General features: G+C 73.7%; 19 protein-coding genes. 15 read left to right on the top strand and 4 right to left on the bottom strand.

Annotated elements, in window-relative coordinates; translation table 11 throughout:
- The first annotated feature begins 3 nt into the window (after positions 1-3).
- The 5 genes from bchO to MET2598_RS0104795 all read left to right on the top strand — a co-directional run bounded on the left by bchO (position 4) and on the right by MET2598_RS0104795 (position 5,385).
- Positions 4-885, top strand: coding sequence for an alpha/beta fold hydrolase BchO (gene bchO / locus MET2598_RS0104815; RefSeq protein WP_018260056.1), 882 nt, complete (start codon positions 4-6; stop codon positions 883-885).
- Between the two features lie 93 nt (positions 886-978).
- Complete coding sequence (locus MET2598_RS0104810; protein WP_026190513.1) at positions 979-2,505, top strand: phytoene desaturase; 1,527 nt, start codon at positions 979-981, stop codon at positions 2,503-2,505.
- Positions 2,486-3,541 (top strand): phytoene/squalene synthase family protein, encoded by a 1,056-nt coding sequence (locus tag MET2598_RS0104805; protein WP_018260054.1) that lies wholly within the window; start codon positions 2,486-2,488, stop codon positions 3,539-3,541. The genes MET2598_RS0104810 and MET2598_RS0104805 overlap by 20 nt, the downstream gene beginning before the upstream one ends.
- Before the next feature lie 5 nt (positions 3,542-3,546).
- Complete coding sequence (locus tag MET2598_RS42025) at positions 3,547-3,690, top strand: hypothetical protein (protein WP_018260053.1); 144 nt, start codon at positions 3,547-3,549, stop codon at positions 3,688-3,690.
- A 411-nt stretch (positions 3,691-4,101) separates the two neighbouring features.
- Entirely contained in the window at positions 4,102-5,385 is a 1,284-nt protein-coding gene (locus MET2598_RS0104795; RefSeq protein ID WP_018260052.1) for an ArgE/DapE family deacylase, read from the top strand.
- A 192-nt stretch (positions 5,386-5,577) separates the two neighbouring features.
- Here MET2598_RS0104795 and tkt read toward each other — a convergent pair whose 3' ends face one another.
- The 3 genes from tkt to MET2598_RS0104780 all read right to left on the bottom strand — a co-directional run bounded on the left by tkt (position 5,578) and on the right by MET2598_RS0104780 (position 10,250).
- On the bottom strand, positions 5,578-7,665 hold the full coding sequence (gene tkt / locus MET2598_RS0104790) for a transketolase (RefSeq protein WP_012333517.1): 2,088 nt from the start codon (positions 7,663-7,665) through the stop codon (positions 5,578-5,580).
- 17 nt (positions 7,666-7,682) lie between these two features.
- Positions 7,683-9,524: a glycoside hydrolase family 15 protein gene (locus MET2598_RS0104785; protein ID WP_018260051.1), complete on the bottom strand. Its 1,842-nt coding sequence runs from the start codon at positions 9,522-9,524 to the stop codon at positions 7,683-7,685.
- A gap of 72 nt (positions 9,525-9,596) precedes the next feature.
- On the bottom strand, positions 9,597-10,250 hold the full coding sequence (locus tag MET2598_RS0104780; RefSeq protein WP_012333519.1) for a hypothetical protein: 654 nt from the start codon (positions 10,248-10,250) through the stop codon (positions 9,597-9,599).
- A gap of 275 nt (positions 10,251-10,525) precedes the next feature.
- On the opposite strand from MET2598_RS0104780, the gene MET2598_RS0104775 reads away from it, so the two are divergent.
- The 10 genes from MET2598_RS0104775 to cysG all read left to right on the top strand — a co-directional run bounded on the left by MET2598_RS0104775 (position 10,526) and on the right by cysG (position 24,689).
- Positions 10,526-11,146, top strand: a complete 621-nt coding sequence (locus MET2598_RS0104775) for an ANTAR domain-containing response regulator (RefSeq protein ID WP_051086502.1) — start codon at positions 10,526-10,528, stop codon at positions 11,144-11,146.
- Entirely contained in the window at positions 11,143-12,147 is a 1,005-nt protein-coding gene (locus MET2598_RS0104770) for a CmpA/NrtA family ABC transporter substrate-binding protein (RefSeq protein ID WP_018260049.1), read from the top strand. Before MET2598_RS0104775 ends, MET2598_RS0104770 begins: the two co-directional genes overlap by 4 nt.
- A 530-nt stretch (positions 12,148-12,677) precedes the next feature.
- Positions 12,678-13,973: a CmpA/NrtA family ABC transporter substrate-binding protein gene (locus MET2598_RS0104765; RefSeq protein WP_018260048.1), complete on the top strand. Its 1,296-nt coding sequence runs from the start codon at positions 12,678-12,680 to the stop codon at positions 13,971-13,973.
- On the top strand, positions 13,973-14,839 hold the full coding sequence (ntrB, locus tag MET2598_RS0104760) for a nitrate ABC transporter permease (protein ID WP_012333523.1): 867 nt from the start codon (positions 13,973-13,975) through the stop codon (positions 14,837-14,839). The genes MET2598_RS0104765 and ntrB overlap by 1 nt, the downstream gene beginning before the upstream one ends.
- A 13-nt stretch (positions 14,840-14,852) precedes the next feature.
- A complete protein-coding gene (locus tag MET2598_RS0104755; protein WP_012333524.1) occupies positions 14,853-15,647 on the top strand; it encodes an ABC transporter ATP-binding protein in 795 nt (264 codons plus the stop codon).
- 10 nt (positions 15,648-15,657) lie between these two features.
- A complete protein-coding gene (locus tag MET2598_RS35955) occupies positions 15,658-16,875 on the top strand; it encodes an NAD(P)/FAD-dependent oxidoreductase (protein ID WP_018260047.1) in 1,218 nt (405 codons plus the stop codon).
- A gap of 11 nt (positions 16,876-16,886) precedes the next feature.
- Entirely contained in the window at positions 16,887-18,674 is a 1,788-nt protein-coding gene (locus MET2598_RS0104745; protein ID WP_018260046.1) for a NirA family protein, read from the top strand.
- Positions 18,675-18,750: 76 nt separating this feature from the next.
- Positions 18,751-20,400, top strand: a complete 1,650-nt coding sequence (locus tag MET2598_RS0104740; RefSeq protein ID WP_018260045.1) for a sulfite reductase subunit alpha — start codon at positions 18,751-18,753, stop codon at positions 20,398-20,400.
- A gap of 34 nt (positions 20,401-20,434) precedes the next feature.
- On the top strand, positions 20,435-23,155 hold the full coding sequence (locus MET2598_RS0104735; protein ID WP_018260044.1) for a nitrate reductase: 2,721 nt from the start codon (positions 20,435-20,437) through the stop codon (positions 23,153-23,155).
- Between the two features lie 40 nt (positions 23,156-23,195).
- Positions 23,196-24,689, top strand: a complete 1,494-nt coding sequence (cysG, locus tag MET2598_RS0104730; RefSeq protein ID WP_018260043.1) for a siroheme synthase CysG — start codon at positions 23,196-23,198, stop codon at positions 24,687-24,689.
- A 50-nt stretch (positions 24,690-24,739) separates the two neighbouring features.
- On the opposite strand, the gene MET2598_RS42020 is transcribed toward cysG, so the two are convergent.
- Positions 24,740-24,895, bottom strand: coding sequence for a hypothetical protein (locus MET2598_RS42020; RefSeq protein ID WP_012333530.1), 156 nt, complete (start codon positions 24,893-24,895; stop codon positions 24,740-24,742).
- Between the last annotated feature and the right edge of the window lie 87 nt (positions 24,896-24,982).

Raw genomic sequence — 24,982 nt, 5'->3', positions numbered from 1 at the left:
CCCATGACCAGCGACAGGCCGGCCTTCGCCCGCGAGGGCCGCGACTGGCCCAACCGCGAGGCGAGCCGCTTCGTCGCCGCCGGCGGGCTCACCTGGCACGTGCAGGAGGCCGGGACGGGGCCGTGCCTGCTCCTGCTCCACGGCACCGGGGCGGCCACCCATTCCTGGCGCGGGCTGCTGCCGCTCCTGGCGCGGCGCTTCCGCGTGGTGGCGCCGGACCTGCCGGGGCACGGCTTCAGCGATCCCCTGCCGATGCCCTCTCTGCCCCGGATGGCCCGCGCCGTGGCGGAGCTCGTCCGCGGCCTCGGGATCGCGCCGCAGGTGGCGGTGGGCCACTCGGCCGGGGCAGCCATCCTGGTGCGGCTCTGCCTCGACGGCGCGCTGGCGCCCCGCCTCCTCGTCGGGCTCAACGCCGCGCTCAAGCCCTTCCCGGGCATGGCGGGCCTCGTCTTCCCCGCCATGGCCCGGATGCTGTTCCTCAACCCGGTGGTGCCGCGGGTCTTCGCGTGGTCGGCCGACCGCAAGGCCGTCGCGCGGCTGATCGAGGGCACCGGCTCGGCCCTGGACCGCGAGGGGCTCGACCTCTACCGCCGCCTGTTCCAGATGCCGGGCCATGTGGCGGGCGCGCTCGGCATGATGGCCAACTGGGACCTCGTCGGCCTCGACCGCGAATTGCCGCGCCTCGCGGTGCCGCTCCTGCTCCTGGTCGGCGCGCAGGACCGCACGATCGCTCCCGAGGTGTCCTTCGGGGTGGCCGAGCGCCTGGGCGGCCGGCCGCGGGTGGAGCTGCTGCGCGGCCTCGGCCACCTGATGCACGAGGAGCGGCCCGAGCTGGTGGCCGGATCGATCGAGGAGGCGGCCCGGCGCGAGGGCGTGGAGGCGTGACGCGGGGGCGCCCTCGGCAGCGTTCCACCGGGTCCGGCGCCCGGCGCCCGATCCCGCCCTTGCCACCGGCCCCGACCGTGCTACTGTCAACTTATGTTGACACTCGACGTCGCGCCGCCGCGACACACCGCGCGGCCGCGCAAGCCCCATGCAGTGGTGATCGGCAGCGGCTTCGGCGGACTCGCGGCGGCCGTGCGCCTCGGTGCGCGGGGCTACCGGGTCACCGTCCTGGAGCGGCTCGGCCAGCCGGGCGGGCGCGCCCGCGTGCATCGGCAGGACGGCTTCACCTTCGATGCCGGGCCGACCATCGTCACCGCGCCCTTCCTGTTCGAGGAGCTCTGGGCGCTGTGCGGCCGGCGCCTCGACGAGGACGTCACCCTGGTGCCGATGCGGCCCTTCTACCGCATCCGCTTCCACGACGGGGCCAGCGTCGACGTGAGCGGCGACGAGGCCGCGATGCGCGCGCAGGTGGCCCGCATCGCCCCCGGCGAGGTCGAAGCCTACGGGCGCTTCATGGCGGCCTCGGAGGAGATCTGCCGGGTCGGGTTCGAGCAGCTCGGCCACGTCCCCTTCGGCGAGGCCGGGACCATGCTGCGGGTCGCGCCCGACCTCCTGCGGCTCGGCGGGCACCGCAGCGTCCACGGCCTCGTCTCGCGCTACTTCCGCGACGAGCGCCTGCGCACCGTCTTCAGCTTCCACCCGCTGCTGATCGGCGGCTCCCCCTTCCGGGCGAGCGCGATCTATTGCCTGATCGCCGCCCTCGAGCGGCGCTGGGGGGTGCATTGGGCGATGGGCGGGACCGGCCGCCTCGTCGAGGGGCTGGTGCGGCTGATCGAGGGGCAGGGCGGGCGCCTGCGCTGCCACGCCGAGGTGACGCGCATCCGCGTCGAGGGCGGCGCCGCGACCGGGGTCGACCTCGCCGACGGCACCCGCCTGCCGGCCGACATCGTGGTGTCGAACGCCGATTCGGTCGTCACCGCCCTCGACCTCCTGCCCCCGGAGGCCCGCGGCTGGCGCGAGCGGCGGCTCGCCCGCGCCTCTTCCTCGATGGGCCTGTTCGTCTGGTACTTCGGCATGCGGCGCACCTATCCGGACGTGCCCCACCACACGATCCTGCTCGGGCCGCGCTACCGGGACCTCCTCGCCGACATCTTCCGCCGCAAGGTGCTGGCCGAGGATTTCAGCCTCTACCTGCACCGGCCGACCGCCACCGATCCGGGCCTGGCCCCGCCGGGCTGCGACGCCTTCTACGTGCTCAGCCCGGTGCCGAACCTCGACGGCGGCCAGGACTGGGCGGCCCTCGCCGAACCTTATCGGCAGCGCATCGCCCGCCACCTCGAAGCGACCCTGCTGCCGGGCCTGTCGGAGGCCGTGGTCACCTCCCGGGTGACCACGCCGCGGGAGTTCCGCGACGATTTCCGCGCCTATCGCGGCTCGGCCTTCGGCCTGGAGCCGATCCTCAGCCAGAGCGCCTATTTCCGGCCGCACAACCGCAGCGACCGGGTGCGCCACCTCTACCTCGTCGGCGCCGGCACCCATCCGGGGGCGGGGCTGCCGGGCGTGCTCTCCTCCTCCAGGATCCTCGACCGGGTGGTGCCGGATGCCTCTGTCTTCGCCTGACCGGCCGCGCGCCGGCCCCGCCGACCACGCCGCCTGCCGGGCCGCCATCCGCGGCGGCTCGCGCAGCTTCTACGCCGCCTCCTGGCTGCTGCCGCGGGCCGTGCGCCGGGACGCCTACGGGCTCTACGCCTTCTGCCGCCTCTCGGACGACGCCGTCGACGGGCCGCGGGCGCGGGCGGACGCGGTCGAGCGCCTGCGCCTGCGCCTCGCCGCCGCCTGCGCGGGCCGGCCCTTCGACGATCCGGCCGACCGGGCCCTCGCCGAGGTGCTGGACCGGCACGGCATCCCGCCGGCGCTGCCGGCCGCGCTCCTCGACGGGCTCGCCTGGGACGCGGCGGGCCGGCGCTACCGGGACCTCTCCGACCTCGTCGCCTACGCGTCCCGGGTCGCGGGGGCGGTCGGCGCCATGATGACCCTGGTGATGGGCGAGCGCTCGCCCGAGGCGCTGGCGCGGGCCTGCGACCTCGGCATCGCCATGCAATTCACCAACATCGCCCGCGACGTGGGCGAGGATGCCCGCGCCGGGCGGCTCTACCTGCCGGAGGCGTGGCTGCGCGAGGCCGGCCTCGACCCGGACGCCTTCCTGGCCCGGCCGGCCCCGAGCCCGGCGCTGGCCGCGGTGCTGACCCGGCTCCTGCGCGCCGCAGACCTCCTCTACGCCCGCTCGGAGGCGGGCATCGCCCTCCTGCCCGCGCCCTGCCGCCCGGCCGTGCGGGCGGCGCGGCTGATCTACGCCGAGATCGGCCGCGCCGTCGAACGCAACGGGCACGATTCCGTCACGAGCCGCGCCCGGGTGGCCGGCGCCCGCAAGGGGCGGCTCCTCGCCCGCGCCGCCGCGACGCCGTCGCGGCGGGCCGCAGGCGGCCCGGCCCTCCCCGAGGCGGCCTTCCTGGTCGAGGCGGTCGCGGCGCATCCCTTCGCGCCGCCGCCCCCGGACCCGGCGTGGTGGGATCTCGGCCACAAGGCGGTGCGCCTCCTCGACCTCATCGAGGTGCTGCGCGAGCGCGAGAGCCTCGGCGACGCCGCGCCGTCGTGAGCGGGATGCTGGTCGCCCTCCTCGACATCGCGCTGCCGTTCGGGATCGTGCTCGGCCTCGGCCTGTGGCAGCTCCGGCTGCTGCGGCGGGACCGCGCCCGCGGCGAGGAGGTCGCCCGCGCCCGCCGGGAGCGCCCGCCGGAGCCCTGATCCGGGATCCGCGTGATCGCAGCGGATCCCGGATCACGCGCCTGCGCGGCGCCTGAGCGCGGCGCCTGAGCGAGGCCGACATCCGCATGGCCGACATCGGAGATGGCGAAGCCATCAACCGGATGACGTATGACAAGCCCGCGCGGCGCCTGAGCGAAGACGACATCCGCATGGCCGACATCGGAGATGGCGAAGCCATCAACCGGATGTCGCATGACCCGTCGTCCTTGCCTCGGGCTGGACTTCGGGTCGACCAAATCCTGGCGGGTCTGGTCCGGTCTCGTCGCGGTGCGGCGCCGAGATCGACGCACCGTCGATGGGATTTTGCGGGATCGAGTCCGGTCCGGGCGGCTTGCCAGCGGGCGCGAACTCGGCCCGTATGGGCGCGACGCATCCTGCCCCGGAGAGGACATGCCGCTCGACCCCGCCCTGCGCGACCGGATCATCGCCTCGGTCGAGGCGGGTTTCCCCGACCAGATCGCCCACACCCAGGCGCTGGTGCGCTTCCCCTCGACCCGCGGCCAGGAGCAGGCGATCCAGGATTTCGTGTTCCGCGCCTTCCGGGCGCGCGGCCTCGCCATGGACCGCTTCGCCATGGACCGGGCGGCGATCGAGGACCATCCGGGCGGCTCGAAATTCGCGCCCGACCACTCGGAGGCGCCGATCGTCGTCGGCATCCACCGGCCGCGGGCGGAGACCGGGCGCTCCCTGATCCTGCAGGCCCACGTGGACGTGGTGCCGCCCGGCCCGATCGACCTGTGGACCCACCCGCCCTTCGAGCCGGTGATCGAGGGGGATTGGCTCTACGGCCGCGGCGGCGCCGACATGAAGGCGGGCCACGCCGCCAACCTGTTCGTGCTCGACGCGCTCACCCGGATCGGCCTGCAGCCCGCCGCCACCGTGACGCTGCAATCGGTCGTGGAGGAGGAATCGACCGGCAACGGGGCCCTGATGACCCACCTGCGCGGCTACCGCGCCGAGGCGGTGCTGATCCCCGAGCCCGAGGAGGAGATGCTGGTGCGCGCCAATACGGGCGTGCTCTGGTTCCAGGTCGAGGTGCGCGGCCGCCCGGTCCACGTGCGCGAGATGGGGACGGGCGCCAACGCGATCGACGCCGCCTACCGGGTGATCGGGGCGCTGCGGCGGCTGGAGGAGAGCTGGAACGCCCGCAAGGCCGGCCGCCGCCACTTCGAGGGGGAGGCGCACCCGATCAACCTCAATGTCGGCCGGATCGAGGGCGGCGACTGGGCCTCCTCGGTGCCGGCCTGGTGCCGGATCGACTGCCGCATCGCGATCTATCCGGGCGTGGGCGCCGAGGAGGCGGCCCGCGAGATCGAGGCGGCGGTGCACGCCTTCGCCCTGGCCGACCCGTTCCTGTCGAACGCGCCCCCGCGCGTGACCTTCAACGGCTTCTTCGCGGAGGGCTACGAGCTCGCCGAGGGCTCGGAGGCGGAGGCCGTGCTCGCCCGGGCCCACGAGGCGGCGACGGGGCGCGCCCTGCGCAGCTTCATGACGGCGGGCTACCTCGACACCCGCGTGCACGCCCTCTACGACCGCGTGCCGGCGCTCTGCTACGGCCCGATCAGCGAGAACATCCACGGCTTCGACGAGCGGGTGAGCCTCGCCTCGCTCAAGCGCATCACCACCGCCATGGCCCTGTTCGTGGCGGAATGGTGCGGGGTCGAGCCGGTGTGAGTTCTGCTCGCCGGTGGATGATGGAGGAGGCGGCGTCCTGGTGCTGGAGGGGCCCGGCGCGAGCCGGGCCTTCGAGCAGGCCAGATCCTGCGCGGTGGCGCGCGGGCGGAACACCGTGACCAGTCGCAAAGTCCTGCAACAGGTGCCGAGTCTGGGGCGTCGAGGGCGCCTGAGCCGACGCGGCGCCGGCGCTCACCCCTTCGCGCGCGCGAGCCCCTTCGCGCGCGCGAGCTGCGCCCGGGCCGCCTCCAGCACCTTGGCGGAGGTGAAGCCGAACTTGGTCTGCAGGTCCTTGATCGGCGCCGAGGAGCCGAAGGTGTGCATGCCGAGGATCGTGCCGGCGCTGCCCGCATAGCGGTCCCAGCCGATCACCGAGCCCTGCTCCACCACCACGCGCGCCGTCACGGCGGGCGGCAGCACGCTCTCCCGATAGGCGGCGTCCTGCTGCTCGAACAGCTCCCAGGACGGCATCGACACCACCCGCGCCCGCACGCCCTCGCCCCGCAGGGTCTCGTAGGCGCCCAGGCAGAGCTGCACCTCGCTGCCCGTGCCGATCAGGATCAGCTCGGGCGTGCCCTCGCCGCCGGCCAGCACGTAGGCGCCCCTGGCGAGCCCCGAGGCGGGCGCGCAGGTGGCGCGGTCGAAGGTCGGCAGCGGCTGGCGGCTCAGCGCCAGCACGGCCGGCTGGTGCCTGAGGCCCATGATCACCCGGTAGGCCTCCGCCACCTCGTTGGCGTCCGCGGGCCGCAGCGTGATCAGGCCGGGGATCGACCGCAGGGACAGGAGGTGCTCCACCGGCTGGTGGGTCGGGCCGTCCTCGCCGACGCCGATCGAATCGTGCGTGAAGACGTGGAAGACCGGCAGCTCCATCAGCGCCGCGAGGCGGATCGGCGGCCGCATGTAGTCGGAGAAGACCAGGAAGGTCGCCCCGTAGGCGCGCAGGCCCACGAGGCCGAGCCCGTTCACGATCGACCCCATGGCGTGCTCGCGCACCCCGAAATGGATGTTGCGCCCGCCGGGCGTGAACGGCCCGAGCGCCTCCTCGCCCTCGATCCTGGTCTTGTTCGAGGGGGCGAGGTCGGCCGAGCCCCCGAGCAGCCACGGCACCTTGGCGGCGATGGCGTTCAGCACCTTGCCGGAGGATTCGCGGGTGGCGAGGCCCTTGGCGTCGGCCGGGAAGTGCGGGATCGCCGCGTCCCAGCCCGCCGGCAGCTCGCCCGACAGGAAGGAGGAGACCGCGCCGGCGAGGTCCGCGTCGGAGGCGCGCACCTCCTCCATCAGCTCCTGCCACTCGGAAAAGAGCGCCGCGCCGCGGGCGCCGATCCCCTGGCGGAAATTCTCGTAGACGCCGTCCGGCACCAGGAACTCGGCATCCTCCGGCCAGCCGAGGAAGCGCTTGGCGCCCCGGATCTCCTCCACCCCGAGCGCGTCCGAATGCGCCTTGGAGGTGCCCTGCTTGGTCGGCGCGCCGTAGCCGATGACCGAGTTGACGATGATCAGGGTCGGCCGGTCCTGCGATTGCAGGAAGGTCTCGATCGCGCCGGCGAGCGCGGGCACGTCGTTCGCGTCGGCGACGCGCAGCACCTGCCAGCCATAGGCCAGGAAGCGGGTCGCCACCTCCTCGCTGAAGGCGAGGTCGGTGTGGCCCTCGATCGTGACCGTGTTGGAATCGTAGATCCAGCACAGGTTGGCGAGGCGCAGGTGGCCGGCGATCGAGGCGGCCTCGGACGCGACGCCCTCCATCAGGTCGCCGTCGCTGCAAAGGGCGTAGACGTTGAAGTCGAACACCGCCCGCTCGCCGAACGGGAAGCGCTCGTTGAGGAAGCGGGCCCCCATCGCCATGCCGACCGAGTTCGCCACCCCCTGGCCGAGCGGCCCGGTGGTGACCTCGACGCCGGTGGTGAAGTGGTACTCCGGGTGGCCGGGCGTGCGGCTGTCGAGCTGGCGGAAGCGCTTGATGTCGTCGAGGCTCACGGCGGGCTCGTCGGCACCATCCTTCTGCGCGACGCCCGCGAGGTGGAGCAGGCTGTAGAGCAGCATCGAGGCGTGGCCGACCGAGAGCACGAAGCGGTCGCGGTTCGGCCAGGTCGGGTGCGCCGGATCGTAGCGCAGGTAGCGGTTCCAGAGCGTGAAGGCGACGGGCGCGAGCGCCATCGGGGCGCCGGCATGGCCGGAATTCGCCTTCTGCACGGCATCCATCGTCAGCGTGCGGATCGTGTCGATGCTGCGCTGGTCGATCGCGCTGATACCGGCCTTCGCGGCGGTCTCGGCTGCACTCATCTCGGACCTCGTCGGGTTCAGCTGCGGGCGGTCGCGCCGGCAGCGCCGCGCCCCTCGTCGTCGCTGCGCTCCATAGCGGGTCCGACCGCGCGACTGAAGTTCAGAAGTGTGTTGACCAGGGCGACGTGGCTGAAGGCCTGCGGGAAGTTGCCGACTTGGCGCTTGGCGACCGGGTCGTACTCCTCGGCGAGCAGCCCCACGTCGTTGCAGGCGGCGAGGAGCCGCTCGATCATCGCCCGGGCCTCCGCGCAGCGCCCGAGGCGGATCAGGTTGTCCGCGTACCAGAAGCTGCAGGGCAGGAAGGCACCCTCGCCGGCCGGGAGGCCGTCCGTGGTCTGGTTCTCGGTGTCGTAGCGCAGGATGAAGCCGTCGCGCATCAGGTCGCGGCCGATCGCCTCGACGGTGCCGACCACCCGCGGGTCGTGGTGGGGCAGGAAGCCCACATGGGCGATCAGGAGCAGGCTCGCGTCGAGGCGCTTGGAGCCGTAGGATTGCACGAAGCTGTTGAGCTCCGGGTCGAAGCCCTTCTCGCAGACCTGCGCGTGGATGCGCGCACGCACGTCGCGCCAGCGCGCCACGGTGGCATCCCCGGCGCCGTCCCCGTTCAGCCGCTCGTAGAACCGCACCGCCCGGTCGAAGGCCACCCAGGCCATCACCTTCGAGTGCACGAAGTGGCGCCGCCCGCCCCGAACCTCCCAGATGCCCTCGTCCGGCTCGGTCCAGACCTTCTCCAGGTGGGCCAGGAGGGCGAGGCCGACCCGCACGCCGTTCTCGTCCCCCTCCATGCCGCGCTCCTCGGCCTGGTAGAGCGCGTCGAAGATCTCGCCGTAGACGTCGAGCTGGAATTGCTGCGAGGCGGCGTTGCCGATGCGCACCGGCCGCGAGCCCTCGTAGCCCGGCAGCCAGTCGATCTCGATCTCGGGCAAGAGCCGCTCCCCGGCGATGCCGTAGAGGATGCGGGCCTGTTCCGGGCTGCCCGCGACCGCGCGCAGGAGCCAGTCGCGCCACGCCCGCGCCTCGTCGAGGTAGCCCGCATCCACCAGGGCGAGGAGCGTGAAGGTCGAATCCCGCAGCCAGCAGTACCGGTAATCCCAGTTGCGCACCCCGCCGATCGCCTCCGGCAGGGAGGTGGTCGGCGCCGCCACGATCCCGCCCGTGGGCGCGTAGATCAGCGCCTTGAGGGTGAGGAGCGAGCGCAGCAGGATGTCGTCCCAGGGCGTGCCGCCCTGGCAGCGGCTCGACCAGGAGCGCCAGGCGTCGGTGGTGCGGCGCAGAACCTTGCGCGGCTCGATCGGGGCGGGGTCGTCCTCGGCGGAGGGGGCGTAGCTCAGCACGAAGGACAGGCACTCCCCCTGCGCGAGGGTGAAGTCCGAGACGGTGCTGCGCCCGACGCCCCGCAGGGGCGCCTTCGTGCGCAGCACGACCTTGTGCGGGCCGACGATCGCCCGCAGGTCGTCGTGCTCGTTGCGCGAGACCCAGGGCACCGCCGAGCCGTAATCGAAGCGCACCACGAATTCCATGCGGACCGGGACCGACCCGCTCACCCCCTCGACGAGGCGCACGAGGTGGAGCCCGTCGTCGCTCGGCATGTAGTCGGTGACGCGGATCGTGCCGGCCTCGGTCTCGTGCGTGGTCTCCAGCACCAGGGTGCCGGGCCTGTAGCAGCGGGTGACGCGGGTCGCCGGGCCGGCCGGGGCGATGCGCCAATGGCCGTGCTCGGCCGTGCCGAGGAGGGCGGCGAAGCAGGCGGGCGCGTCGAAGCGAGGCCAGCACAGCCAGTCGATGCTGCCGTCGCGGCCGATCAGGGCCGCGCTGCGCCCGTCGCCCACCAGGGCGTAATCCTCGATCCGCGATGCCATGCTCGACCCTGCGGCACTCTCCCGTCCCGGGAGATAGCGGAACGGGTTCGCCGGTCCAGCCGCGGCGCCGGGTCAGGGATGCCGGTCGATCAGGTCCAGCATGGCGCTGCCCGCCTGCACGACGCCGGCGCCGAGGGCCGAGACGTGGCGCACCATCACGCGGCCGGTCTCGACGACGCGCGGCAGGGCGAGCCCCGCGAAGGAGGCGCGCTCGGTGGGCGGCGTCTCCTCCGGCCCGGCCTCCGCGGCCTGGAGAGCGGCCGGGCGGGACGGCCGGGCCTGCGCGGCCTGCAAAGCGTGGCGGGGGCTCGCCGGCCGCCTCGGGGCGGGGCGCGCGCTCAGCGGCAGGGGCTTCTCCGGGGCGGCCGCCGGCAGCGCCTCGCAGAGAGGGCCGGCCGCGGCCGGTTCGGCGGGCGCCCGTGCCTCGGCGGCGAGGGCGCTCGACACCGCGAGGGGGAATTGCCGCGCGAATTCGAGGGGGAGCGGGTGGCGCGTCAGCGCCTCGCCGCCCGCCTCGGCGGTGCGGAACGGGTCCGGGACGGGGCGCGGCGCCGCGGCGGCGGCCTGGCCGGCGGGCGGTCTGGGCGGCGCGTCGCGCCAGTAGAGCGACCCCGCGGCGAGGCAGGCGGCCACGCACAGGGTCGGGAGGAGGGGGAGGTAGCCGAGCGTCCGCCCTCCGTCCACCGATCCCGGCGCAGCCTCGCGCCGGCCGTCGAACTCGCTCATGGGGCCGATCCTCCGTTCGCTCACCCGCGCAGTGAGCCGCGGTTTTGCGGCCGAACCGCGGCCTTTTCATTGCGGCGAGGTTTCCGCAGGGTCGCGCCGGCGAGGTCTTGCGAGCCCCGGGCCGCTCCCCCGGCCGATGCGGGGTTTCCGCCCCCGCCGCGCGGTGCGAGCGCGGCCCGCGGGGACGGGTCCGGCGCGGCCGAGCCGCCGAAGCACGATCCGACTTCCGTCCGATCCCGACCGCCCCGGCCCGACATTTGCCTCTTGCGCCCGGCATGCCCGACCCTGTGACCACTGCCCCGCTGACCTCCCCCGACCAGAGCCTGACCATCGCGGTCGTCGACCCGAGCCGGGCGCGCGCGGCCGTGCTGGAGGAGGGCCTGCGCAACCTCGACGGCGCCCGCGTCGTCGTGATTCCCGACACGGTCGACCTCCTCGACAGGCTCTCGGCCCTGGCGCCCGACGTGGTCGTCATCCACCTCGAGAGCCCGAGCCGCGACCTCCTGGAGCAGCTCTTCGGCGTCTCCCGCCTGGTCGAGAAGCCGGTCGCGATGTTCGTCGACCGCAGCGACACCGCCATGATGCAGGCCGCGGTGGATGCGGGCATCTCGGCCTACATCGTGGACGGGCTCAAGGCGGACCGGATCAAGCCGATCATCGAGGTGGCGATCCTGCGCTTCAACGCCTTCGCGCGGCTCCAGCGCGAACTGGCCGAGGCCCGCAACGAACTCGCCGACCGCAAGCTCATCGACCGCGCCAAGGGCATCCTGATGAGCGCCAAGGGCCTGTCGGAGGACGAGGCCTACAAGCAGCTGCGCCGCAAGGCCATGAACGAGAAGCGCAAGATCGTGGACATCGCCCGCGCCATCGTCACCGCCGCGGACCTGCTCGGATGAGGTTCCAGCTCGGATACGTCCCGCTCACGGACGCCGCCACCGTCATCGCGATGGCGGAAGGCGGCTTCGCCGCCCGGGAAGGCCTGCGCGTCGAGCTCGTGGCCGAGCCCTCCTGGGCGACCCTGCGCGACAAGCTCGCCCTCGGCCTCCTCGACGGCGCCCACATCCTGGCGCCCCTCGCCCTCGCGAGCCATCTCGGCCTCAGCGGCCCGCCCGCGAGCCTGATCGCCCCGGCGGCGCTCGGCCGCAACGGCAACGCCGTCACCCTGTCGCTTCCCCTCTGGGAGGCGATGCGCCCGGACGGCGAGGCCCTGCCCGAGGTGGCCCGCGCCCTCGCCGCCCTGGCCGGAGCGCGGGCCGCGGCGGGGCGGCCGCTCACCTTGGGGACCGTGCATCCCTTCTCCAGCCACACCTACCAGCTGCGCCGGCTGCTCGCCCTCGGCGGCTGCCGCCTCGACCAGGTCCGGCTCGTCGCCGTGCCGCCGCCGCGGACCGTCGAGTCCCTGCGCCGGGGCCTGATCGACGGCTTCTGCGTCGGCGCGCCCTGGAACAGCGTCGCGGTGGAGGCCGGGGTCGGGCGCATCGCCGCCCTCGGCGTCGATCTCGCGCCGGATTGCCCCGAGAAGGTGCTGGCGCTGCCGGCCGAGCTGGAGGAGCGGGTGCCGCCGCTGCTGCGCGCCCTGCGGGCGGCGGCGCGCTGGTGCGGGGAGCCGGGCAACCGGCCCGACCTCGCCCGCATGCTCGCGGCGCCGCGCCACCTCGGCCTCGACCCCGACCTGATCCTGCGCGGGCTCGCCGGGTCGCTGCAGCTCGCGCCCCGGGGCGCCGCCCCGCGCGCCGCGCCCGACTACCTGACCCTCGGGGAGGAGGTCCTGGCCTTCGACATGGGGGCGATCGACTGGATCCTCGCCGAGATGGAGGCCTGCGGCCAGTTCGCCGCGCCGCCCGCCGCCCGCGCCCAGGCGGCGGCCCTGCCCAGGCCCGACCTGCTGGCCGCCTGAGCATCATTCGCCGAGGCGGTCGCCGGTCCGGGGGCGGTCAAGGACGCGAGAGCGAGAGGCGCGGCAGACTTGCCGCACGCCTTCTTGCCGCACGCCTTCTTGCCGCACGCCTTCTTGCCCCACGCCTTCTTGCCCCATGCCTTCTCGCCCCACGCCTTCTCGCCCAACGCCATCTTGCCCGACGCCGTTCTGCTCAGCGCGCAGGCAGGCCGCCGGCCTGCCTGTTTGGCAGACAGGGCGCTGCCGATTTGTGCAGCGCAGCACGGGGCGGCGCCCGGCGGCCGGGCCCGCGCCGGATCGGCTGGAATCGATCCAGATCAATGACTTGGGCGGTTCGACGAGAGTTGGCACGGGATCTGCTTTGAAAAGGATCGAGCCCGTCAGCGCCGACGGGATCTCACCGTCAGCAAGGCCGCTGACCCGACTCTCCGCTGGAGCCCCGCCTGCCGGGGCCCGGACGAGCTTGGGCAGCGGTTTTTTCGTTTCGGCAACGCGGGCGCCGCCCGCAAGGACGACAGGAGCGGGACACGGTGTCGATCGGCAGGGGTGACCACACGACGCGTCGCGGCCTTCTGAAGGGGGCGGCCGCCGCCCTCTCGCTCACCGCCGCCGCCAGGGCCGCGCTGCCGGGCGGGGCCTTCGCGCAGGGGACGGGGCCCGAGGTGAAGGGCGCCAAGCTCGGCTTCATCGCGCTGACCGACGCGGGCCCGCTCTTCGTCGCCAAGGAGAAGGGCTTCTTCGCCAAGCACGGCATGCCCGAGGTGGAGGTGCTCAAGCAGGCCTCCTGGGGCACCACCCGCGACAACCTCGTCCTCGGCTCCGAGGGCAACGGCATCGACGGCGCCCACATCCTGACGCCGATGCCCTACCTGATCAGCGCCGGCCGGGTGACCCAGAACAACGTCCCGGTGCCGATGCACATCCTCGCCCGGCTCAACCTCAACGGGCAGTGCATCTCGGTGGCCAAGGAGTACCTCGACGCCAAGGTGGCGCTCGATTCCAAGGTCTTCCGGGTCGCGACCGACAAGAAGAAGGCCGCCGGCAAGTCCGTGAAGGCCGCCATGACCTTCCCGGGCGGCACCCACGACCTCTGGATCCGCTACTGGCTGGCGGCCGGCGGGATCGATCCGGACCGCGACATCGAGACCATCGTGGTGCCGCCGCCCCAGATGGTGGCGAACATGAAGGTCGGCACGATGGATTGCTTCTGCGTCGGCGAGCCGTGGAACGCCCAGCTCGTCCAGCAGGGGCTCGGCTACACGGCGCTCACCACCGGCGAGCTCTGGAAGGACCATCCCGAGAAGGCCTTCGCCATGCGGGCGGACTGGGTCCAGAAATACCCGAACGCCACCCGCGCCCTGCTGATGGCGGTGATCGAGGCGCAGCAATGGTGCGACCGGCCCGAGAACCGGGACGAGTTCGCCGCCATCGTGGCCAAGCGCCAGTGGATCAACATCCCGGTCGGCGACGTCGCCGGGCGCATGAAGGGCACCATCGATTACGGCGACGGCCGGGTCGTGCAGGACAGCCCCTTCGTGATGAAGTTCTTCCGCGACCACGCCTCCTATCCGTTCCAGTCCCACGACCTCTGGTTCCTCACCGAGGACATCCGCTGGGGCAAGTTCGAGCCCCAGACCGACACCAGGGCCCTGATCGCCAAGGTCAACCGCGAGGACCTGTGGCGCGAGGCGGCCAAGGCGCTCGGCGTGAGCGCGATCCCGGCCTCGACCTCGCGGGGCAGGGAGACCTTCTTCGACGGCAAGGTCTTCGATCCGGCCGATCCGGCCGCCTACCTGTCCAGCCTCAGCATCAAGAAGGTGGCGTGATGGCCCTCGGAACCTCCATCGGCGGCCTCGCCGCCGCGCGGCGGAAGGGGGAGGCGTCGCGCGGCCCCCTCGTAACGGCGGCGGGCCTGAGGGCCCTCGCGGCCCGCATCGTGCCGCCCCTCGTGGTGCTCGGCCTGTTCCTGCTCGTCTGGCAGGTGCTCTGCGACCGGCCCGGCGCCGGCCTGCCCGCCCCGTCGCGGGTGATGAGCGAGGCCTGGCCGATCATCTCCGACCCGTTCTTCGACAATGGCGGCACCGACAAGGGGCTGTTCTGGCACATCGTGGCGAGCCTGCAGCGCGTGGCGCTCGGCTTCGCGCTCGCCTCCGTGGCGGGCGTGCTGCTCGGCACGCTGGTCGGCCAGTCCGAATGGGCCATGCGCGGCCTCGACCCGATCTTCCAGGTGCTGCGCACCATCCCGCCCCTCGCCTGGCTGCCGCTCTCGCTCGCCGCCTTCCGGGATGGCCAGCCCTCGGCCATCTTCGTGATCTTCATCACCTCGATCTGGCCGATCATCATCAACACGGCGGTCGGAATCCGCAACATCCCGCAGGATTACCGCAACGTCGCGTCGGTGCTCCGGCTCAACGCCTTCGAGTTCTTCGGCAAGATCATGCTGCCCTCGGCGGCGCCCTACATCTTCACCGGTCTTCGCATCGGGGTCGGCCTGTCGTGGCTGGCGATCGTGGCGGCCGAGATGCTGATCGGCGGCGTCGGCATCGGCTTCTTCATCTGGGACGCGTGGAACTCCTCGCATATCAGCGAGATCATCGTCGCCCTCGTCTATGTCGGCGTGATCGGCTTCGTCCTCGACCGCGTGGTCGCCGGGATCGGGCAGCTCGTCACCCGCGGCACCGCCAGCGCCTGAGGAGCCCCGCGCCATGAGCCACCTCGTCCTCTCGAATGTCGGCATCAGCTTCACGCGGGCCGGGCGCACCACGGAAGTGCTGCGCGACGTCAACCTCTCGATCGCCAAGGGCGAGTTCGTCTCGCTGATCGGCCATTCGGGCTGCGGCAAGTCGACGGTGCTCAACATCGTGGCGGGCCTGCTGCGCGCCTCGACGGGCGGCGTCCTGCTCGACGACCGCGAGGTCAACAGCCCCGGCCCCGAGCGGGCCGTGGTGTTCCAGAACCACTCGCTCCTGCCCTGGCTCACCGTGCGGGAGAACGTGGCCCTCGCGGTCGACAAGGTGCTGCGCGCCAGGAAGGGCCGGGCGGAGCGGCGCGACTGGGTCGCGCACAACCTCGCCCTCGTGAACATGACGCACGCGGCCGAGAAGCGCCCGCACGAGATCTCCGGCGGCATGAAGCAGCGCGTCGGCATCGCCCGGGCGCTCGCCATGGAGCCGAAGGTGCTGCTGATGGACGAGCCCTTCGGCGCCCTCGACGCCCTGACCCGGGCCCATCTCCAGGACCAGCTCATGGAGATCCACCTGCGCCTGCGCAACACCGTCATCATGATCACCCACGACGTGGACGAGGCGGTGCTCCTCTCCGACCGCATCGTGATGATGACGAACGGCCCCTCCGCCACGATCGGCGAGGTCCTGGCCGTGCCGCTCGCCCGGCCGCGCCGGCGCCTCGACCTCGTCGAGGACCCGACCTACACGCATGCCCGCGCGGAGGTGCTGGAATTCCTCTACGCCCGGCACGCCAAGCCGGCCCTCGCCGCCTGAGGCCGGGACGATGCAGGAACGCCTCGTCGTGGTCGGCAACGGCATGGCCTCGCTCCGCTTCCTGGAGCGGCTGACCGAGCGCCAGGGCGGCCGCTACGCGGTGACGGTCGTCGGCGCCGAGCCGGTGGCGGCCTACAACCGCGTGCTGCTCTCCTCGCTGCTCGGCGGCGAGGTCGACGAGGCCGCCTGCACCTTCCGCGGCCTCGACTGGTACGCCGATCACGGCATCACCCTGGTCACCGGCGCGCCCGCCACCGCCATCGACCGGGAGTCCCGCACCGTCCGGGTCGGGGAGGGGCTCGTCCTCCCCTACGACCGGCTCGTCCTCGCGGTCGGCTCGGTGCCGATCCGCCTGCCGAGGCCCGGGATGGACCTCCCCGGCATCGTCACCTTCCGCGACCTCGCGGACGTGGCGGCGATCCGGCGCGCCGCCGCGCCCGGCGCCCGCGCGGTGGTGATCGGCGGCGGCCTGCTCGGGCTCGAAGCGGCGGTCGGCCTCGCCCGGCTCGGCGCCGAGACGACGCTCCTCCACGTGATGGACCGCCTGATGGAGCGCCAGCTCGACCACGCCGCCGCCGACCTCGTGAGACGGGCCATCGAGGCGCGCGGGGTGCGGGTGCGGCTCGAGGCCGATACCGCCGCGGTCGAGGGCGAGGGGCGCGTCGAGGCCCTGCGCCTCGCCGACGGCGCGACGATCCCGGCCGACCTCGTCGTCCTGTCGGTCGGGGTGCGGCCCTCCACGTCGCTCGCCGCCGCCTCGGGCCTCGCGGTCGGGCGCGGCATCCGGGTCGACGACCGGATGACCACCTCCGACCCGTCCGTCTTCGCCCTCGGCGAGTGCGCCGAGCACCGGGGCATGACCTACGGCCTCGTCGAGCCGGCCTACGAGCAGGCCGAGGTGCTGGCCCGCCACCTCTGCGGCGAGGCGGCCGCCTACGCGGGCACCGCCCTCTCCACCAGCCTGAAGGTCTCCGGCCTGCCGGTCTTCTCGGCCGGGCTCGTGGACGTGCCGGAGGGCGCCGAGGCCGTGACCTGGAGCGATCCGGCGGCGGGGCTCTACCGCAAGCTCGTCATCGCCGAGAACCGCCTCCTCGGCGCGGTCTTCGTCGGCGACGTCGCCGAGCAGGGCTGGTGCAAGGCCCTGATCCGCTCGGGCGAGCGCCTCGCCCGCGCCGACCGGGACGACCTGATCTTCGGTCGCCCGGCTCCCCAACCCCTCGCAGCGTGAAGGAGCGCGCAATGGCCGACGACTTCGACGCCGAGCAGAAGCGTTACCTCGAAGGATTCGCGAACGGGATCCAGGCCGTCCGCCTGACCGGCGGGATCGGCCTCGGCGGCGCGGCGGCCCCGCCGGCCGCCGAGCCGACCGGGCCCGACGCCATCCACATCAAGGCCCAGGACCGGGTCGTGAAGGCCGGCGGCAAGCTCGCCGACCAGGAGAAGTGGAAGCGCGCCGAGAACCCCTTCGACGGGCACAACCGCCTGATCGCCGAGGCCGAAACCGGCAAGGCGCCCAAGCCCGAGGACAATTTCCGCTGGCGCTACCACGGCCTGTTCTGGGTCGCGCCGGCCCAGAACTCCTACATGTGCCGCCTGCGCATCCCGAACGGGATCCTGCAGCACTGGCAGTTCGCCGGCATCGCCGACCTCGCGGATGCCCATGGCGGCGGCTACGCCCACGTCACCACGCGGGCGAACCTGCAGGTGCGCGAGATCGCCACCGAGCACGGCCAGCCCTTCCTCGACGGGCTCGTGGATCTCGGCCTGACCGCCCGGGGGGCCGGCGCCGACAACATCCGCAACGTCACCGGCTCGCCGACCGCCGGCATCGACGCCCAGGAACTCCTCGACACCCGCCCCCTCGCCAGGTCCTGGCACAACTGGATCCTGAACGACCGCTCCCTGTACGGCCTGCCGCGCAAGTTCAACGTGGCGTTCGACGGCGGCGGCGTGCTGCCGGTGCTGGAGGAGACGAACGACATCGGCTTCCAGGCGGTCGAGGTGGCGGAGGGCGCCGCGGTCGCGCCGGGCCTCTGGATGCGCCTCGTGCTCGGCGGCATCACCGGCCACCGCGACATCGCCCGCGACACCGGCGTGGTGCTGCGCCCGAGCGCGTGCAACCGGGTCGCGGACGCGATCCTGCGCGTCTTCATCGAGAACGGCGACCGCACCAACCGCAACAAGGCCCGGCTGAAATACGTCCTCGACGCCTGGGGCTTCGACGCCTACCTCGCCGCCGTCGAGGACAAGCTCGGGCGCAGGCTCGACCGGGTCGATCCGGCCCATATCAGGCCCCGGGGCGGCTGCGACCGCTTCGCCCATGTCGGCGTGCATCCCCAGAAGCAGGCGGGCCTGAACTGGATCGGCGTCGTGCTGCCGGTCGGCAAGATGACGACCGACCAGATGCGCGCCCTCGCGCAGATCGCCCGGGAATGCGGCGACGGCCTGATCCGCCTCACCGTCTGGCAGAATTTCCTGATCTCGGGCGTGCCGGACGCCCGCGTGGCGGAGGTCGAGGCCCGGGTCGCGGCGCTCGGCCTGACCACCAAGGCGTCGAGCATCCGGGCCGGCCTCGTCGCCTGCACGGGCAATCGCGGCTGCAAGTTCGCGGCCTCGGACACGAAGGGCCACGCCCTGATGATCGCCGACCACGTCGAGGCCCGGGTGAGGGACCTCGACGTGCCGGTGAACCTGCACCTGACCGGCTGCCACCATTCCTGCGCCCAGCACTACATCGGCGATATCGGCCTGATCGGCGCCAAGGTGGTGGTGAGCGAGGAGGGCGACACCGTCGAGGGCTACGACATCGTGGTCGGCGGCGGCTTCGGCGAGGCGGCCAGGATCGGGACCGAGATCTGGAAGGCGGTGCGGGCCGAGGAGTGCCCGGGCCGGGTGGAGGCGCTGCTGCGCGACTACCTCGCCCACCGCACCGGCCCGCAGGAGAGTTTCCAGGCCTTCACCGCCCGGCGCGGGCCGGAGGCCCTGAGGGGCCTCGCCGAGGCCCGGATGCTGGAGGCGGCCGAATGAGCGCCGCCCTCGGAGCCGCCGGCGCGGGGCCCGCCCGCGCGACCGCGTCCGCCCCGCATTCTCCCCGGTGACCGCCATGACCCAGCACGTCACGCCCCCCCTCGTCCTGATTCCCGAGAGCGCGCCCTTCACCGCCGACCAGCGGGCGTGGCTCTCCGGCTACTTCGCGGCGCTCCTCGGCCCGGCGCTGGAGGGCGCGACCGCGCTCGCGCCCGGCGAGGTCCCGGCCGCCGGCCCGGCGCTCGCCGACAACGGCGACGCGCCCTGGCACGACCCGTCGATCCCCCTCGGCGACCGCATGGCCATGGCCACGGAGCGCTCCGCGGCGCAGAAGCTGATGGCCGCCATGGCCCAGCAGGATTGCGGCCAGTGCGGCTACACCTGCGCCGACTACGCCAACGCCATCTTCCTCAGGAAGGAGGAGCGCCTGAACCTCTGCCAGCCCGGGGGCAAGGAGACCCTCCGGATGCTGAAGAAGCTGGAGGTGGAGGTTGCCGGCGCGGCCCCGGCGGCGCCCGGCGCGCAGGCCGCCCCGGCGGCGCCCGCCGCGGCGGCAATAGCCGCAGAGGCCGCCCCGGCTGCCGGGGCGGCGACCGGCCCCTGCGGCTATTGCCGCGAGAACCCGGCCGAGGCGGTTTTCCTCTCCCGGCGGCGCCTCAACGCGCCCGGCGGCGAGAAGGAGACCTGGCACATCGAGATCGACCTCGCCGGCACCGGCATCGATTACGCGGTCGGCGATTCCCTCGGGCTGTTCCCGGCCAACGCCCCGGCCCTGGTCGACACGGTCATCGCCGAACTCGGCGCCCGGCCCGAGCGGGTCGTCGCCACCCGCTTCGGCGAGGCGACGCTGCGCGACCACCTGCTCGGCCACTACGCGCTCGGCGCGGCGCCGGACGGGCTGTTCCAGCTCCTCTCGCTCCTCACCTCGGGCCCGGCGCGCCGCAAGGCGCAGGCCCTCGCCGCCGGGGAGGATCCGGACGGCGACCTCGCCCATCTCGACGTGCTCGCGGCCCTGCACAAGTTCCCGGGCGCGCGGCCGGACGCCGAGGTCTTCCTCGAAGCCCTCGACGGGTTGCAGCCGCGCCTCTACTCGATCTCGTCGAGCCCCAAGGCCGATCCCGGCCGCGTCTCGCTCACCGTCGACGCGGTGCGCTACAGCCACCGCTCGCGGCTGCGCCTGGGCGTCGCCTCGACCCACCTCGGCGAGCGCCTCGCCGAGGCCGCCAAGGTGAGGGTCTACCTACAGAAGGCGCACGGGTTCGGCCTGCCGGACGATCCCGGGACGCCGATCATCATGGTCGGGCCCGGCACCGGCATCGCACCCTTCAGGGCCTTCCTGCGCGAGCGCGCTGCCGTCAAGGCGCCGGGCCGCAACTGGCTGTTCTTCGGCCACCAGCGGCAGGCCTCGGACTTCTTCTACCGGGACGAGCTCAACGGCCTGAAGGAGGCCGGCATCCTCACGCGGCTCTCCCTCGCCTGGTCGCGCGACGGCGGCGAGAAGACCTACGTCCAGGACCGCATGCGCGAGAACGGCCGCGAGGTCTGGCGCTGGCTGGAGGAGGGCGCCCACTTCTACGTCTGCGGCGATGCCAAGCGCATGGCCAAGGACGTCGAGCGTGCGCTCATCGACATCGCCGCCAAGGAGGGCGGCCGCAGCCCCGACGACGCGGTGGCCTACCTCGCCGCCCTCAAGAAGGCCGGCCGCTACCAGGCCGACGTGTACTGAGCGCAGCGCCCTCCAATCCGCGGAAGCGTCCTTGATGAACCTCCACGTCCCCGACCTCTTGCCCGATCTCTTGCCCGACCTCTTGCCCGACCTCTCGCGGCTGCCGGAGCCGGTGCGCACGACCTGCCCCTATTGCGGCGTCGGCTGCGGGGTGCTCGCGCGGCCGGACGGGCAGGGGGGCGCCCGCGTCGAGGGCGATCCCGAGCACCCGGCGAATCTCGGTCGCCTCTGCTCCAAGGGCTCGGCCCTGGGGGAGACCCTCTCCCTCGACGAGCGGGTGCTCCACCCGACGGTCGCGGGCGCGCGCGTGACCTGGGACCGCGCCCTCGACGAGGTGGCGGCGCGCTTCCGGCGCGTGGCCGCCGAGCACGGCCCGGATGCGATCGCCTTCTACCTCTCCGGCCAGCTCCTGACCGAGGATTACTACGTCGCCAACAAGCTCGCGAAGGGCTTCATCGGCACCCCGCACGTCGACACCAATTCGCGGCTGTGCATGTCCTCCTCGGTGGCGGCGCACCGGCGCGCCTTCGGGTCCGACACGGTGCCGGGCTGCTACGAGGATCTTGACGAGGCCGACCTCATCGTCCTCGTCGGCTCGAACGCCGCGTGGTGCCACCCGGTCCTGTTCCGCCGCATGCTCGACGCGCGGGCGCGGCGCGGGACCAGGATCGTGGCGGTCGATCCGCGCCGCACCCAGACCGGCGAGGAGGCCGACCTCTTCCTCGGCGTGAGGCCCGGCACCGACGCGGCCCTGTTCTCCGGGCTCCTGGTCCACCTCGCCGAGACCGGCGGACTCGATTCCCGCTTCATCGCCGCGCACACGGCCGGCTTCGAGGCCGCCCTGGAGCGGGCCCGCCTCATCGCCCCCGACGCGGCCGCGACCGCCGCCGCCACGGGCCTGACCGGGGCCGAGGTCGCGACCTTCTTCGACCTGTTCCGGACCACGCCCCGCGCCGTGACGGCCTTCTCGCAGGGGGTGAACCAATCCTCCCAGGGCACCGACAAGGCCAACGCGATCATCAATTGCCACCTCGCCACCGGGCGGATCGGCCGGCCCGGCACGGGGCCGTTCTCGCTCACCGGCCAGCCCAACGCCATGGGCGGGCGGGAGGTCGGCGGGCTCGCCAACATGCTGGCGGCCCACATGCACTTCGCGCCCGAGGAGGTCGACCTGGTGCGCCGCTTCTGGGGCGCGCCGCGGATCGTCACCGGCGAGGGGCTGAAGGCCGTCTCCCTGTTCGAGGCGATCGAGCGGGGCAGGATCAAGGCCCTCTGGGTGATGGGGACGAACCCGGCCGTCTCGATGCCGCGGGCCGACCGCGTCCGCGCCGCCCTGCGCGGCCTCGACACGCTGGTGATCGCCGAGGCCGTCGCGACCACGGACACGCTCGCGCTGCGCCGGGACGCGATCGTGCTGCCGGCCCTCGCCTGGGGCGAGAAGGACGGCACGGTGACCAATTCCGAGCGGCGCATCTCCCGCCAGCGCCGCTTCCTGCCGGCGCCCGGCGAGGCGCGGGCCGATTGGTGGATGCTGGCGCAGGTCGGGCAGCGCCTCGGCCACCTCCAGGCCTTCGCCTGGCCGAACGTGGCGGCGGTCTTCCGCGAGCACGCCGCCCTGTCCGGCTTCGAGAATGCGGGCAGCCGCGACTTCGACCTCTCCGGCCTCGCCGAGATCCCGGACGCCGCCTACGAGGCGGCCCGGCCGGTGCAGTGGCCGCTGCCCCGCCGGGCGAAGGGCGGGCAGGCCCGGCTGTTCGGGGATGGGCGCTTCTTCACCCGCGACCGGCGCGCCCGCTTCGTCGCCGTGCAGGCGCCCGCCCTGGCCCACCCGACGAGCGAGGCCTTCCCGTTCCGGCTCAATACCGGGCGGGTGCGCGACCACTGGCACACGCTGACCCGCACGGGGAAGAGCCCGAAGCTCTCGGCCCACCGCGCCGTGCCCTTCTGCGAGATCCACCCGCGGGACGCGGCCCGGATCGGCCTCTCGGACGGGGACCTCGCCCGCGTCACCACGGCCCACGGCAGCGCGGTGCTGGAGGTGATGCTGACCCCCGGCGCGCAGGAGGGCGTGCTCTTCGCCCCGATGCACTGGAGCGCGGCGACCTCCTCGGCGGGCCGCGTCGGCGCCCTGGTGCAGGGGGCGGTCGATCCGGTCTCGGGCCAGCCGGAGCTCAAGGCCACCCCGGCCGCGATCGCGCCGGTGCCGATGCGCTCGCGCGGCTTCCTGATCACCCGGGAGCCGGTGGCGGCGCCGGAGGGCTGGTGGTGGGCGCGCGCCACCATCGAGGGCGGCGTCGGGCTGATCGTGGCGACCGAGGACGGGCCGGACGAGGCGGCCGCCCTGATGCGGCGCCTGTTCCCGGACGCGTCCTTCAGCGCCTACGCGGATCCGGGCTGCGGCGTCTACCGGGCGGCCGCCTTCGTCGAGGGGCGCCTCGTCGGGGCGCTCGCCCTCGCGCCGGCGGCCGAGCGGCCCTCCTTCGAGGCCGCGAAGGCCTTCTTCCGCACGCAGGAACTGCTCGAACCGGCGGCGCGCCGCGCCCTGATCTCGGGACGGGCGCAGAGCGGCGGCGCCGGTCCCCTGGTCTGCGCCTGCCACAATGTCGGGCGCGACGTCATCGTCGGGGCGATCAGGGGCGGCGCCCACGCCGTCGAGGCGGTCGGCGCGGCCTGCCGGGCCGGCACCAATTGCGGCTCGTGCATCCCTGAGATCCGCAAGCTGCTGGCGGCCGAACTTGCGCCGAGCCCGGCCTGAGCGCATCGTCCCGAGCGAGAGAGTTCCGTACTTGAGGACGATGAGTTCCCCCCGAACCCCGCGCGAGACGCGCTCCCCCGGCCTCGAACCGCTCGCGGTGCTGCCGGTCTTCGTGACGCTGCAGGGCAAGCGGGCGGTCCTGGCCGGCGCCGGCGGCGGCGCCGCCTGGAAGGCGAAGCTGCTCGCCGCGGCGGGCGCCCAGGTGGACGTCTACGCCCCCGACCCGACCGAGGAGATGCGCGCCGCGCCCGCCGAGGCGGTGGCCGGCCGCATCGTGCTGCACGCCCGCGACTGGAGCCCGGCCGACCTCGCGGGGGCCGCCCTGGCGATCGCCGCCCAGGAGGACGAGGGCGCGTGCGCCTGCTTCGTCGCGGCGGCGCGGCAGGCCGGCGCGATCGTCAACGCCGTCGATCGGCCGCATCTCTGCGACGTGTCCTTCGGGGCGATCGTCAACCGCTCGCCGCTCGTGGTCGGCATCTCGACCGAGGGGGCGGCCCCGGTCTTCGGCCAGACCGTGCGGGCGCGGATCGAGGCGATGCTGCCCTCCGGCTTCAAGGCCTGGGTGGCGGCGGCGCGCGACTGGCGGGCGGCGGTGAGCGCGCGCTACCACGCCTTCGCGGAGCGGCGCGCCTTCTGGGAACGCTTCGCCGACCGCGCCTTCGCGGAGCCCGACCGGGCGCCCACCCGGGCCGATCTCGACGAGCTGACGAGAGAGGCCGATGCGGGCCCGCGCGGCGGCGCCGTCGTGCTGGTGGGGGCGGGGCCCGGGGACGCGGAGCTCCTGACGCTCAAGGCCCTGCGGGCCCTGCGCAGCGCCGACGTGATCCTGTACGACGACCTCGTGGCGCCGGAGATCCTCGACTACGCGCGGCGGGAGGCCCGCACCATGCTGGTGGGCAAGACCGGGCATGGCCCGTCCTGCCGACAGGACGACATCAACGCCCTGATGGTGAGCCTCGCGCGCTCGGGCAAGCGGGTGGTGCGGCTGAAATCCGGCGATCCGCTCGTCTTCGGCCGGGCCGGGGAGGAGATCGACGCCTGCCGGGCGGCGGGGGTGCCGGTCTCGGTGGTGCCGGGCGTGACGGCGGCGCAGGGCGCGGCGGCCTCGCTCTGCCTCTCGCTCACGCACCGCGACGCGGCGCGGCGCCTGCAATACGTGACCGGCCACGACCGCCGCGGCGCGCTGCCGGATGACCTGAACTGGGCGGCGCTCGGCGATTCCTCGGTCACGACCGTGATCTACATGCCCAAGCGCACGCTGGGCGCGCTGCTGGCCCGGGCCATCGCTGAAGGGTTGCGCCCCGACACGCCGGCGCTGGCGGTCTTCAACGCGACGCGGCCGGACCAGGCGGTGCTGCGGGGCAGCGCGACCAGCTTGGCGGAGGCGATCGCGGCGAGCGGGATCGCGGGTCCGGCGATCGTGATGGTGGGCGACGCGGTCGGTCGGGGCGCCGAGGCCCTGATCGCGGAGGCGGTGGCCGGGTTCCCGGTGGGGCCCGAGGCGGGGCGGGAACCGCGCTCGCTGTCGGGGTGAGGCGCCGGCGCGGCGCCCCTCCGAAGGCCCGCCGGCCCGGCCCGAGAGGCTCAGGCGGCGAGCTTGGCGGCGATCACGTCGTTCTGGTTGCTCGCGAAGAGCGGCGCCGAGGCGGGGGTCGGGGTCAGGCGGTCGGCGGCGACGCGCACCAGTGAGGCGTTCACGGCGACGGCGGCGACGAGACCGAGCAGGGCGAAGGCGATCATCGGTGGCACTCCCGAGTGGCGTTGTGCGACGCACACAATATGGCACCGCACAAAGAGCACTGGCATGCCATATGCCAGAGGGGAGCC

The organism is Methylobacterium sp. WSM2598 (assembly GCF_000379105.1).
In the GTDB taxonomy this organism is placed as follows: domain Bacteria; phylum Pseudomonadota; class Alphaproteobacteria; order Rhizobiales; family Beijerinckiaceae; genus Methylobacterium.
Note: the sequence above shows the minus strand (reverse complement) of the source record. Positions and strands in the feature narration are given on the sequence as shown.